General features: G+C 51.2%; 12 protein-coding genes. 10 read left to right on the forward strand and 2 right to left on the reverse strand.

Annotated elements, in window-relative coordinates; all coding sequences use genetic code 11:
• Nucleotides 1-18: 18 nt before the first annotated feature.
• Together mtnA and mtnK are read right to left on the reverse strand one after the other, a co-directional pair.
• Nucleotides 19-1,086, reverse strand: coding sequence for an S-methyl-5-thioribose-1-phosphate isomerase (gene mtnA, locus DFP95_RS08245; RefSeq protein ID WP_115992117.1), 1,068 nt, complete (start codon nucleotides 1,084-1,086; stop codon nucleotides 19-21).
• Nucleotides 1,087-1,127: 41 nt separating this feature from the next.
• Entirely contained in the window at nucleotides 1,128-2,336 is a 1,209-nt protein-coding gene (gene mtnK / locus DFP95_RS08250) for an S-methyl-5-thioribose kinase (RefSeq protein WP_115992118.1), read from the reverse strand.
• Between the two features lie 246 nt (nucleotides 2,337-2,582).
• Between mtnK and DFP95_RS08255 the strand changes: the two genes are divergently transcribed.
• From DFP95_RS08255 to DFP95_RS08300, 10 genes are all read left to right on the forward strand, one after another.
• The gene (locus DFP95_RS08255; protein ID WP_115992119.1) at nucleotides 2,583-3,983 is read left to right on the forward strand and encodes a hypothetical protein; all 1,401 of its coding nucleotides are present in this window, start codon (nucleotides 2,583-2,585) and stop codon (nucleotides 3,981-3,983) included.
• A 448-nt stretch (nucleotides 3,984-4,431) separates the two neighbouring features.
• Nucleotides 4,432-4,977, forward strand: a complete 546-nt coding sequence (locus DFP95_RS08260; protein WP_245987473.1) for a sigma-70 family RNA polymerase sigma factor — start codon at nucleotides 4,432-4,434, stop codon at nucleotides 4,975-4,977.
• Nucleotides 4,964-6,379, forward strand: a complete 1,416-nt coding sequence (locus DFP95_RS08265; RefSeq protein WP_115992120.1) for a DUF4179 domain-containing protein — start codon at nucleotides 4,964-4,966, stop codon at nucleotides 6,377-6,379. The genes DFP95_RS08260 and DFP95_RS08265 overlap by 14 nt, the downstream gene beginning before the upstream one ends.
• A 49-nt stretch (nucleotides 6,380-6,428) precedes the next feature.
• Entirely contained in the window at nucleotides 6,429-7,001 is a 573-nt protein-coding gene (locus DFP95_RS08270; protein ID WP_115992293.1) for a DUF1802 family protein, read from the forward strand.
• Between the two features lie 210 nt (nucleotides 7,002-7,211).
• On the forward strand, nucleotides 7,212-7,991 hold the full coding sequence (sufC, locus tag DFP95_RS08275; protein ID WP_115992121.1) for a Fe-S cluster assembly ATPase SufC: 780 nt from the start codon (nucleotides 7,212-7,214) through the stop codon (nucleotides 7,989-7,991).
• Nucleotides 7,992-8,008: 17 nt separating this feature from the next.
• Entirely contained in the window at nucleotides 8,009-9,313 is a 1,305-nt protein-coding gene (gene sufD / locus DFP95_RS08280) for a Fe-S cluster assembly protein SufD (protein ID WP_115992122.1), read from the forward strand.
• Between the two features lie 2 nt (nucleotides 9,314-9,315).
• Complete coding sequence (locus DFP95_RS08285) at nucleotides 9,316-10,545, forward strand: cysteine desulfurase (RefSeq protein WP_115992123.1); 1,230 nt, start codon at nucleotides 9,316-9,318, stop codon at nucleotides 10,543-10,545.
• Nucleotides 10,529-10,978, forward strand: coding sequence for a Fe-S cluster assembly sulfur transfer protein SufU (gene sufU / locus DFP95_RS08290; RefSeq protein WP_115992124.1), 450 nt, complete (start codon nucleotides 10,529-10,531; stop codon nucleotides 10,976-10,978). The genes DFP95_RS08285 and sufU overlap by 17 nt, the downstream gene beginning before the upstream one ends.
• A gap of 18 nt (nucleotides 10,979-10,996) precedes the next feature.
• Nucleotides 10,997-12,394 carry a Fe-S cluster assembly protein SufB gene (sufB, locus tag DFP95_RS08295; protein ID WP_115992125.1) on the forward strand — a complete coding sequence of 466 codons (1,398 nt, stop codon included), beginning with the start codon at nucleotides 10,997-10,999 and terminating at the stop codon, nucleotides 12,392-12,394.
• 144 nt (nucleotides 12,395-12,538) lie between these two features.
• Nucleotides 12,539-13,507: a C40 family peptidase gene (locus tag DFP95_RS08300; protein WP_245987475.1), complete on the forward strand. Its 969-nt coding sequence runs from the start codon at nucleotides 12,539-12,541 to the stop codon at nucleotides 13,505-13,507.
• Nucleotides 13,508-13,526: the final 19 nt, after the last annotated feature.

Here is a 13,526-nt window from a genome sequence, read left to right on the forward strand (position 1 = left end):
TTCCCCAGATTAATCGGATCAGTCGAATAATTGCCGCAAACTTTCGAAATACGGCGCTTTGATGATACCTTTTTCAGTAATGATCGCTGTAACGAGCTCGTTAGGAGTAATGTCGAAAGCCGGATTATACACCGCTATGCCTTGCGGGGCGGTACGTTTGCCGAACCCGACCGTAATTTCATCGGAATGACGTTCCTCGATCGGAATGTCGGCGCCCGTTGGCGTCGACAGATCGATGGTGGATAAGGGACAAGCTACATAGAATGGGATGTTATGCGCCTTGGCCAAGACGGCCACGCTATAGGTCCCGATTTTGTTGGCGACGTCGCCATTCGCCGCGACGCGATCGGTTCCTACGATTACGGCTTGAATCCAGCCTTTGGACATAACGTGTCCAGCCATATTATCGCATATTAACGTGACGTCGACGCCAGCCTGCTGGAGCTCGAACGCGGTAAGACGGGCGCCTTGCAGAACCGGCCGCGTTTCATCCGCGAATACTTTAAGGTGAATGCCTTGTTCCAGCGCCAAGTAGAAGGGAGCGAGCGCGGTTCCGTATTTGGCTGTCGCGAGCCCGCCGGCGTTGCAGTGGGTCAGGACTCCCATCCCATCTTCGAACAAGGTGAGCGCGTGCTCTCCGATTCGGCGATTAGTCGCTTCGTCTTCGGCTTGTATGAGCTGTGCTTCGGCCAGCAGAGCTTGGACGGCTTCTTCCGTCTTCATCCCCGAGGAAGCCAAAGCATCCGCTCTGACTTTAATCCGATCTAGCGCCCAGAACAAATTGACCGCGGTCGGCCGGGAGGTAGCAAGATAGTCGGCATGGCGGTTTACTTCGCTTACCCACTGATCCATCGTTCCGTCGAAGTCGGCAACTCCTAACACGACGCCGTAAGCGGCAGCTATACCGATAGCCGGAGCGCCTCTGACCTTCAACTCGCGAATGGCTTCCCATACGTCCTGCGATGTCGTTAATTTTAAGTAGACGATTTCCTCGGGGAGTAACCGTTGATCCAATAGGGATAAAGCGCCGTTCTCCCAGCGCAACGATTGCAGCACCTCGGATTTGCCTTGGCTTTCTTTGCTCATTATACTTCTCCTCTCGATTCTACTCCTCATGGTGATTGGAATTATACTTTGGATGCGGAATCGGCAATGTCGATCAGTTGTTCGATGGACGTCGACTGGCGATTACGTTTAATCAGCTTGGTGCCGATTTCCAAGGAAAGTCTTTGCGCTTTCGCGCGAACGGCAGGTTCGGGAATGCGATCGATATCCGCGACATGGGCGAGACCAACGATCCGCCGAACCATTTTGGCGCCTGTGAACCCGATCGTATCCTGTAATAAATTCCGCAAGTAATAATCCTGATATCCGGCAGTCTTTGCTATGCGATCTATGCCATGCTCGTCCCATAACGCGCGGAATTTGCTCTCGAATAATACCCAAATCTCGCGTACGCTTTGAATCAAGTATTTCCTACGTTCGTCGCGAGCCGTCGCGTTCGGCGACCAGTGCTCCTGCGAAGCGTAATGAAGCAGCAAGTTAGCCAATACCGCTCCGATATCGAAGCCCATAGGACCGAAATAAGCGAATTCCGGATCGATGATCTTGGTAGATTCCGGAGTTATGAATATGCTTCCCGTATGAAGATCTCCGTGCAGCAACGCTTGGGCATGCGTCAGGAACTTCTCCCTCAAGATCGCTACTTCGAGATGCAACTCGGAATCAGCCCACAGTTTGTTGGCGTCCTCCCTCAGATGAGCGTCGAAGCTGTTCGTATCCGCATCGACGTAGGGGTGATCGAAGATGAGATCCTCCGTGATCTTGCATAGCTCAGGGTTAGCGAACGACCGCACGAGCAGCTTCTTTTCTTGCTGATTCATGCCTAAATCCGAGGTGAAGAACAACGTGCGAGCCAAGAAGTCCGAAATATCTTCCGCGAATTTCGGATAGAATCCCCCTTCGATTAAGCCCTGGCGCATAATGACATGGTTGCTCAGGTCTTCCATAATCGTGAGGGCTAGCTCGTTGTCCGTATGATAAACCTTAGGTACGAGTCCTGGAGCAAAACGTTCTTCGATGATTAACGCTTCGCTCTCGATACGTGCCCGATCTAGGGTAAGGGGCCAAGATTCCCCGACTACTTTGGCGTAAGGCAACGCTTGTTTGACGATCAGACTAAGACCCGTAGAGGGCTGACTGACGTGGAATACGAGATTTAAATTGCCGTCGCCGATTTCTCGGCTTACCAACTCGCCTTCGGATTCGAAAATGTTCGTAAGAGAACGGGCGACTTGAATCGCTTCGGACTCTGTTAATGGATGATAAGTGCTCAAAAAGGTTCGCCTCCACAGGGTTTTCCGATAGGTGCAGTCGTGTATTTCAAAGAAACGATCTAGATGTAAGTATAATGTACTTTAACTAGGGTTTAAAGAGAAAGAGGTATGAGTAAGAATCAAGGTTAAGCATGCGTAACCATAAGCAGAGAAGTCCTTCGGCGGTTTCTATTATTTTTCGAACGTCCATCCGCTCCCGCACATACAATGAAGCACTTAATAGGAGCGACTGGAGAGTGAACTCTGGTGGACATTCAATTAACTTCGTTGCACTGGGTGTATGTGGCTTTTATCGCGTTTATTTTGGCGTTGCTAGTGAGGCGCCGGGATACGACCTTGATTTGCGTTGCCGGTATTTTCACGCTTGGGCTGATCGCTACCGAGAGCTTAAACGGATCGGTATCGGGTATATTCAATAGCTTTATTTACGCGACTAAGGAATTGATAGGAACGATCTTCATTATCTCGATCATCGTTGCGATGAGTCGGGTGCTTATCATTACGGGCGTTAACGAAACTATGGTCAAACCGTTAACGGGATTTCTGCGAACGCCCGCGCTAGCCTTCTGGGGAATCGGTATTATCATGATGGTCACCTCGCTGTTTTTCTGGCCGTCGCCGGGTGTCGCCTTGATCGGAGCCGTACTGCTACCGGTAGCCATGCGAGTGGGCTTGCCGGCGCTTGGCGCTGCTATGGCAATGAACTTGTTCGGGCACGGAATAGCGCTATCGGGGGATTATATTATCCAAGGCGCCCCTAAGCTTACGGCGGACGCGGCAGGGCTGCCGGTGTCTCGGGTCATGGAGGCTAGCATTCCTCTCGTCATCGTAATGGGATTGGTAACGACTATCGTCGCTTTCTGGATGATGCGAAGGGATATGAAGAACGGAAAATGGAGGGACGGCTTGGTAGGCGGGACCGGAACCTTGAGCGCCGGAGGATCGGGAGCTACGATCGCTTTGCCTCATGGAACGAAGAGGGCTCTGGCGATCATTATCCCTATATTGTTCGCGATCGACGTGGTCGCGATGTTCGCCTTGGATCTTCAAGGCGGAGACGCGACGGCTCTTATCGGAGGAACCGCGGTTCTCATTCTTATCTCGGTGACGATGTTGGCTCACAGGAACAAGGGGCTTGAAGAGACGACGTCTTATCTCATCGAGGGCTTTCAATTCGGGTTCCGCGTATTCGGTCCGGTTATTCCGATCGCGGCATTCTTCTACCTGGGGGACTCGGCCTTCAAGGATTTGTTCGGAGATCATCTATTGCAAGGCTCGCATGGGATCGTTAACGATCTCGGCGTCGCGCTCGCCAATCACGTGCCTATGAACGGTACTGTGGCATCGGTCACTCTGACGGCTACGGGCGCGATTACAGGATTGGACGGCTCCGGGTTCTCGGGTATTTCACTGGTCGGTTCGATCGCGAGCATGTTCTCGACGGCCATCGGAACGGGAGCGGCCACGTTGACCGCGCTTGGGCAAGTAGCCGCGATCTGGGTCGGCGGCGGAACGCTCATTCCTTGGGCGCTTATCCCGGCGGCCGCTATATGCGGCGTGAGCCCGTTCGAGCTCGCCCGGCGAAACTTGAAGCCGGTACTGATCGGCTTAGCCGTTACGACGATCGTGGCTATATTCTTGGTTTAATCAATGGGGGAGCACCGTGCAAAGGCTGTTCCACGGCTCGATATTTGAGCTACGGAACAGTCTTTGTTCGTGCGTCAACGGAGCGCCGTAGTTCGGAATAGACAACTAGTAGGTTAACCTGCTTTTTAGCTAGTGAGGCACAAAGGATTGAATCAAGTAAAGTAAAGTAGGATGCTAATCATCGTTATTGGATCGAAAGAGCCATTTTGGAATTAAAGTAGGATGAAGAACATCGCTATTGATCGAATATTCGGAAGGGGAACAATAAATTTAGAACAATAGCGATAATAACCATCCTTTTCCAGCTTATATTTTGATCATGCATCGAAATTACATTGTTTAACATCGCTATTGTAATAGAATGAACCGATATATTGAAAATAAAATGAACCGACAAGCTTGCTGTCGCATCTAACCTTTAGAGACATAAGGAATGGAGGAAGCGGATTTGCCTGAGAATGGACTGGCTTGGATAACGGACGTGCATCTTGCTTGTTCCGGGGATCGGGAAGCTTTCGCAAGATTGATACGAGAAATGCAAAATGAGCTTTACGGTATGGCCCGTTCAATGCTGAACAACGATGAAGATTGCGCCGACGCGATTCAGGAGGCGATCCTGAAAGCTTATCGCGGCGTTACGAAGTTAAGGGAGGCATCGGTTTTCCGCACCTGGTTATTCAGAATACTGATCAATGAATGCCAAATCTTATACCGTAAAAACAAAAGAGTTTGGCCAATGAACCTAATGCCGGATAGTGCGGTTAAGCAAGCGGAGGCTGATCTTGATTTGCAGGCGGCGGTAAATCGGTTGGACAAGTCCCTACGAACGATCGTGCAGCTTTACTATTTCGCGGATTTGCCTCTCTCGCAGATCGCCGAACTCACTAACGTGTCGGAAGGCACGTTAAAGTCAAGATTGCACCGGGCTAGACAACAGTTGGCATCGTGGTTAACTTTTACCGAAGAGAGGGCGATCGGATATGAAGCACGCTGAAATCGATCAGGCTTTGAGAACGATGAAAATGGGACAAACCTCTGTGGTACCGTTGGCGATAAGCGGTAGAATCGAACAAACGTTGCATTCTCTGCCGAAAAGCAAGAACGCCCGGAACCGTTCATCGACGTTCAGAAGATGGGTTTACGGCGGAGCGTCCGTTGCCGTTGCTGGAGGCATCATCCTACTTGGCACGGCAGTGTATTCTCCGAAAGCGGCTACGGAGCTCGAACGAATTCCCTTAGTGGGTCCGAAGCTTCAGGAGGCAAGCAACTGGGGCCAGGCGATGGCGGCTGATTTCGGACTCGCAAGCCAGAAGGTTACCGATAATGGCATCGCGATGACTCTTAATGAGGTCATCTATGACGGGTTAAGAATGTCTATCGGATACTCGCTGGTTACGTCCGAAGGCATGCAAACAAACGATATGGATATCGAATTAAAAGTCGACGGAGTAAGGATCGGATATGTGCAGAGCGAGCAGAGCGGCGGAATCGTTAACGGGACTGTCAACAATGAAGTCAACGTTGCGCACGACGACCTACAGCTTGAAGGGAATATAAGCGCAATATTATATAATTATCGCCCTCCCGCTTTCGAACTTACGTTAGAAGTCACCAGAATTGGCGATAAAGTCGGGAAATGGTCGTTCGCGGTTCCGGTCGAGGAAGCGAACGATATAGAAGTATTAACTCCGGACTTGGGCAAGTCCAAAGATCATATGTCGGTCAAACTGAACGAGGTCACATTCTCTCCGCTCTCGACCGTAGTGAGCTTAGATTATTCGTTCGGCTTCATGAAGAAAGCCGACGCGGTCGGATTCGAACTCGTCGACGATCGGGGAATTGTCTATAACCCTTGGATATATGGTAATCGCATGAGTAGCTACAGCAGCGGTACCAGCAATTCCTCTGGCATCGTGAAGCTTGACTTCCCCGCTATAAGCGACGAGGTCAAATATTTAATCGTAAAACCGCATTTTTACGATACTAGTTATTTTAGTCAGCCAAACGCGTTCTCGGAATCGAAGGATTCTAAGGATTCGTATAATCGAGAACCGCTTGATGAGCTTCCTACAGAGCAAAATCCGATTATTTTATCCCAAGGTCAAGCGGGTAGATTGTTGGTTACCGGCATTGAATTCGATAAGAACGAGACGATTGTCCATTACCGCACGGAGGGATCCAACCCGCAGGTTCAGCGACTGCATCTCAATCTTGAGAATGAACAAGGCGAGCTTATCTATCCCATCGAGGAACAACCTTCGAATTCGGACCGAGAGCGTACGATGGCGTTTCCCGCGTTATCTCCCGATTCAAAGCTAAATCTCGTTACCTCGAACGTTATCGGGCTCGTTCCTATTCCGGATATGGACTTGCGCATTGACCTCCCCCGGTCCTAACTGTGCTATAATGAAGGAATAGGGCAGTGGGAGAGGAGCGATGCATGAGATGGAGAACCCGATTGCGTTGAGGGAGTGGGCGGTAGCCGTCAAGGCGCTTGAGGAAGGCCGTCAAGTGATCGTCCTGCGTAAAGGCGGCATATCCGAGGAAACGAAGGAATTCAGGCTTGAAAGTCCGGAATTTTATCTTTTTCCATCGTACGAGCATCAACGGCCGCATTTGGTTAAACCGGAAGCGAGCGGGATCGTAAGCTTGACGCAAACCGAAGCCGAGCAGGACGGTGGAAAGGTTCGGATTACTTCGTTCGCGGAAGTCGTGGAAGATATTGAAGTAACCGACGCGGAAACGTTGCAGCGACTAGACGAATTGCATATTTGGACGGAGGATTATGCGGAAGAGCGGTTGAAATGGAAGAGAACGAAGCCGCTTCACGTCTTGATTCTGCGAGTGTATAAGCTGGATACGCCTCAAGTTATCCCGATGCTCGAGGGCTACGGCGGCTGCAAGTCGTGGTTGACTTTGTGGGACGTAAACACGGCGGCCAAGACACCGGTACTGGCGGACGAGGAGTTCGAGAATCAAGCCGATGAGGTCAGAAACCGAATAAGAATTTTGAAATGAAGCGAGATCCGGACCTAAATCCCAAGAGGGAAAAGGCCCGGTTTGCTTTTTTTATGTTTCTTTCATAAAATTGTTATTGAGAATCATTGAGAATCAAATTAAAATGATTATAAATAAGGATTTAATACAAGAGTGAATTCGATGTCTCGGATTATCGGTGACTATACGAAAGGACTCTATGAATCCTCATAGAAACTTGGAGGTAAGTGAATGACAACTCAATTCGAAATTCAAGGCCTGAAATCGTCCATAGAGGGCAAAGAGATTCTGAAAGGCATCGATCTTAAGATCAAAGGCGGAGAAGTTCATGCGATCATGGGCCCTAACGGTACAGGTAAAAGTACGTTGGCATCCGCGCTCATGGGGCATCCTAAATATGAAGTGACCGACGGCTCCGTCACGCTTAACGGCGAGGACGTGCTGGAGATGGCGGTGGACGAGCGCGCTCGCGCGGGTCTGTTCTTGGCTATGCAATATCCAAGCGAGATAACGGGCGTAACGAACGCGGATTTCTTGCGCAGCGCGATTAACGCGCGTCGCGGCGAAGGCAACGAGATTTCCCTGATCAAATTCGTTCGTCAAATGGAAGGCAAGATGAAGGAACTGGAAATGAACCCCGAGTTCATGCACCGTTACCTGAACGAAGGCTTCTCCGGCGGAGAGAAAAAGCGCAATGAAATCCTGCAAATGATGCTGCTCGAGCCTAAGCTCGTTATTTTGGATGAAATCGACTCCGGTTTGGACATCGATGCTCTTCGCATCGTTGCCGAAGGCGTGAACGCGATGCGCTCCGAAGATCGCGGATTTCTGATCATCACTCACTATCAGCGTTTGCTGAACTATATCACTCCGGATTACGTTCACGTTATGATGCAGGGCCGCATCGTTAAGTCCGGCGGACCTGAACTGGCTCAACGTCTGGAAGCCGAAGGCTATGATTGGGTCAAAGAAGAACTGGGCATCGTCGACGAGACCGTCGGCCAAGCTTAAGAGGGGGCATAGCAATCATGAGTACACCAACCACCTCTTTCGGGAGAGACGCGGCAGCGGCGATTTCCCGCAGCAAGAACGAACCCGCTTGGTTAGTCGCCCAGCGCGAGGAAGCCGGTCAATTGGCGACCGAGCTTAATCTTCCTAAACCGGAGAAGCTCCCCCTAACGCGTTGGACGTTAGATCAGTACGGAGTCAGCCGACCAGGTAAGAACGTAGCTGCGGTTTCGGAATTGCCAGAAGCGATTAAAGCATTATTGCCGGAGGAAAACGGCAGCGCGCTGATCGTGCAGCACAATTCTTCCGTTATCTTTACTCAGCTTTCCGAAGAGCTTAAGGCTCAAGGCGTTATTCTAACGAGCTTGGAAGAAGCGGCTCGCAGTCACGAAGATCTGCTGCGCAAGCACTTCATGACGGCATACGCCAAAGACGAGCACAAGCTCTCCGCGGTACATGCCGCTTTATGGAACGGAGGAGTATTCCTCTACGTTCCGCGCAACGTCACGATCGAAGAGCCGATTCAAGCTTTGCTGTTCGCGGACGATGCGGAAGCGACGTTCATGCCTCATGTTCTCGTCATCGCGGAAAGCAATAGCCGCGTTTCCTTCGTGGAGCAAGTGGCTTCGTCACTTGGAGAAACGACTTCCACGTTGCTCCACAATAGCGCCGTTGAAGTGTTCGCGAAATCGGGATCGCTCGTACAATACGCCGCGGTTCATCAAATGGATAACAGCGCAATCGATATCTCTTACCGTCGCGCGATTCTAGACAACGACGCCCGCATCGAGTGGATCGTGGGAGATCTGCATAACGGTAATTCCATTACAGATACGAAATCGGTCCTTAAGGGCAACGGCTCTACGTCCGATTCCAAGATTATTTCCATCGGAACGGGCAATCAACGCATGAGTCTTACGACTCAAGCGGTTCACTTCGGACGTTCGACCGAGAGCGACATGATTACTCGCGCAGTAATGAAGGACGAATCGACGGCGATCATCAACGGAATTACGAAGATCGAGAAAGGCGCAACGAAAGCGAACGGCCAGCAAACCGAGAAAGTTCTAATGCTGAGCCCGAAAGCGCGCGGAGACGCCAACCCGATTCTTCTGATCGACGAAGACGACGTTAAGGCGGGTCACGCTGCAAGCGTCGGTCAAGTCAACGCCGATCAAGTGTACTATCTGATGTCGCGGGGAATTTCCCGCAAAGAAGCGGAACGCCTAATCATACACGGGTTTCTCGATCCGGTAGTATCCGAAATCCCGCTGAAAGGGCTGCGCGAGCAACTGCACCGCATCCTTGAAAGAAAGCTGGGCTGATTATGGATCCCATCGCATTGAAATCGGAATTTCCGATTCTTCACCAAGATATTAACGGGCACCCTCTCGTATACCTGGATAACGCGGCTACGACTCAGAAGCCGCGCTCCGTTATCGAAGCCGTTAAAAAGTATTACGAATGGGATAACGCCAACGTTCACCGCGGCGTTCATACTTTGGGATCAAGGGCTACGGACGCGTACGAAGGGGCTCGGGAGAAGGTCGCCCGGTTCATTAACGCTCCCGCTTCCCGCCAAGTTATTTTCACTCGCGGAACGACGACGGCATTGAATATCGTAGCATCGGGATATGCGCGTCAGACGCTTCGCGAGGGCGACGAAATCGTCATTACTCCGATGGAGCATCACAGCAACCTGATTCCTTGGCAACAAGCGGCCAAGGCGACGGGTGCGACGCTCAAATATATTCCTTTGCAACCGGATGGAACCATTTCGCTCGAGGACGTGGAAGAGACGGTGACGGAACGAACGAAGATCGTTTCCATCACTTACGTCTCCAATGTGCTCGGAACGATTAATCCGATCGCTAAGATTGCCGAGATCGCGCACCGTAAGGGCGCGATTATCGTCGTAGACGGCGCTCAGAGCACGCCTCACATTAAAGTGGACGTACAAGCGCTGGATGTCGACTTCTACTCTTTGTCCGGTCATAAGATGTGCGCTCCGACCGGAATCGGGGCACTCTATGGGAAAGCGCAATTGCTCGAACGCATGGAGCCCGTCGAGTTCGGCGGAGAAATGATCGATTTCGTCGAGTTGCAAGATTCCACTTGGAAAGAGCTGCCTTGGAAGTTCGAGGGCGGTACGCCTATTATCGCGGGAGCCGTGGGACTCGGCGCCGCGATCGACTTCCTGGAGCAGATCGGACTTCACAATATCGACCAGCATGAGAAGAAGCTCACCCGATATGCCATGGAGAGACTGTCCAACATTGACGGTTTGACGATTTACGGGCCGCGCGAAGAACGCGCCGGACTCGTCACCTTCAATCTTGGAGACGTTCACCCGCATGACGTTGCCACCGTCCTCGATACCGAAGGGATTGCGGTTAGGGCAGGCCATCACTGCTGCCAACCTCTGATGAGATGGTTGAAGGTGAGCGCTACGGCAAGAGCGAGCTTCTATCTCTACAACACGGAGCAAGATGTCGACAGGCTTGCCGAAGCGCTGGTTAAGACGAAGGAGTTTTTCGGTTATGAGCCAATTAGATGATTTGTACCGCCGCGTCATCATGGATCATTATAAAACCCCGAGAAACCGGGGCGAGTTGGACAATGAATCCGTTACGGTCAACCTGAACAACCCGACCTGCGGCGATCGCATTTCCCTTCAGCTTCAACTGGAGGACGGCATCGTACGCAACGTGAAATTCACGGGGGAAGGCTGCTCGATCAGCATGTCGTCGGCGTCGATGATGACGGAAGCGGTCATGGGAAAGACGTCGGAAGAAGCATTGCGGATGGCTGATAATTTCTCTTCCCTGATGAAAGGCGAACCTGCCACATTCGGAGATTACGAAGACGTCGAGGCTTTATCGGGCGTTAATAAATTTCCCGCAAGAATCAAGTGCGCGACTCTGGCTTGGAACGCGCTTCGCAAAGGCGTAGAGCACGGCAAGGGTAAGCTCGAAGGCATTGAAGAATAAACAAGGAGGTTGATGATTATGGCTAAGCAAATGCCCGATATGGAAGAGTACAAATACGGGTTTCGCGATGAGCATAAGGCGATTTTCCAATCCGGTAAAGGTTTGACCGAAGAAATCGTTCGCACGATTTCGGAGATGAAGGGCGAGCCGGAATGGATGCTTAAGTTCCGTCTGAAGTCGCTGGAGCAATTCCGCAAGATGGAAATGCCGAAGTGGGGCGGCAACATGGACGATTTGGATTTCGAAGAAATCCAATATTACGTTAAACCATCGGAGAAGCAAGGGAAAACGTGGGAGGAAGTGCCTGAAGAGATTAAGGCTACTTTCGACAAGCTAGGCATTCCCGAAGCGGAGCAGAAGTTCCTTGCCGGCGTGTCCGCGCAATACGAATCGGAAGTCGTATATCACAGCATGCAAGAAGAATTAACGAAGCAAGGCGTTATATTCTCGGACACGGATTCGGCTATCCGCGATTATCCGGAAATTTTCAAAGAATATTTCGGAACGGTCATCCCGCCGACGGATAACAAGTTCGCGGCGTTGAACAGCGCGGTATGGTCCGGAGGAAGCTTCATCTACGTTCCTAAAGGCGTTCAAGCTACGGTTCCGCTTCAAGCGTACTTCCGTATCAACTCCGAGAACATGGGTCAATTCGAGCGTACTCTGATCATCGCTGACGAAGGAAGCTCCGTTCATTACGTAGAGGGCTGCACGGCTCCCGTATACAGCACGAACTCCCTTCATAGCGCGGTAGTTGAAATCATCGTTAAGAAGGATGCTCGCGTTCGCTACACGACGATTCAGAACTGGGCACCGAACATCTACAACCTCGTGACCAAACGTGCGGTAGCGGAAGAGAACGCCACGATGGAGTGGGTCGATGGTAACATCGGTTCCAAGCTGACTATGAAATATCCTGCGGTAGTCTTGAAAGGTCGCGGAGCGAAGGGCATGGTTCTTTCCATCGCCGTTGCGGGTAAAGGCCAACATCAAGATGCCGGCGCGAAAATGATCCACTTGGCTCCGGACACGAGCTCGACGATTATTTCCAAGTCGATCTCCAAGCATGGCGGTAAAGTTACGTATCGCGGACTTGCATCCTTCGGTCGCAATGCCGAAGGCGCGAAAGCAAACATCAAGTGCGATACTCTTATCCTCGACGATCAATCGACGAGCGATACGATTCCTTACAACGAAATCATGAACGATAACATTACGCTTGAGCACGAAGCGACCGTCTCCAAGGTATCGGAAGATCAGTTGTTCTATCTGATGAGCCGCGGGTTGTCGGATGCGGAAGCGACGCAAATGATCGTCATGGGCTTCATCGAGCCGTTCACCAAAGAATTGCCGATGGAGTACGCTGTCGAGATGAACCGTCTCATCAAGTTCGAGATGGAAGGCAGTATCGGATAATATCCGTTCCGATAACGAAAGCGCGTCCGAGATCCTCGGATGCGCTTTTGTTTTCGTTACGTGGCTGAATGGCCGAATAATCGAATAGGTCAAACGTCATCCTAGAGGAAGCAACATCATTCCCTTGGAAGGCGGCTCAACCGAATGAAGATTTGGATTAGGTTATTTTCTTTGCTCATCGCTCTTGTCTTGCTGGCAGGTTGCGTCAAAAATCCGGGAGACACGATGAACTTAAAGCAGCATTCAGGACCGGTAAAGGTGAAATCCGCAGGCGATTCGCCGGCGGAACTGAAGGAAGGACGCCATATCGTACCGATTCATACGCTGCAGAATACCGCCTACGTCTCGTTGGCCGACTTCACGCAAGCGACGGGTTATCATGGAGCATGGTTAAGGGACGGTTCGTACGGAGTAGGGGATTACGATGCGATATGGAGATTTCGGACGGGTCAGACGACAGTAGACGCGGCGGGTAAAAACGTTCGCATGCCTGCTTCGGCGATCAAAGAGGATAACCAGCTCTATATTCCCGTTTCCGGTCTTCAGCAGCTGTTCGGGAAACTCACGGTGTTCACGGTGGAGACGGATGACGTTGCCTTCTACCCTAAACCGTCCTCGAATGAAACCGGAGTTAACGGCGGGAGCCAGGATTTCGGGGACGCCCGTAAGAAACCGGCGAAGACGGCCATGGCGGTTGCATCGGGTGAGTCCAACGCTACAAGAGACGATACCTTGGTGGCTTTTGCCAAGAAGTATCTTGGGATCGTCTATGAGTTCGGCGCCGGCCCTTACAAGGAATCCGGAACGTTCGATTGCTCTTCGTTTACCCAGTTAGTTTTCGAACAGTTCAATGTGAAATTGCCTCGGGTAGCGAGTCAGCAAGCGGAAATGGGAACCTATGTCGCGAGGGACAATCTTCAAGTCGGGGATCTGTTGTTCTTCTACGTGCCGGGCAGATTCAAAAGCAACGAAACCGTTGGGCACGTAGGCATCTATATAGGAGATGGCAATATGATTCACGCCAGTCCCGAGCCGGAAAACGGCGTACAGGTGACTCCGATCAACAAGCAATACTGGAAGGATACATTCCTTTACGCCAAACGATATTTTTAACGACAGGGAAACGACAAAA

Source organism: Cohnella lupini (genome assembly GCF_003386205.1).
GTDB lineage: Bacteria > Bacillota > Bacilli > Paenibacillales > Paenibacillaceae > Cohnella > Cohnella lupini.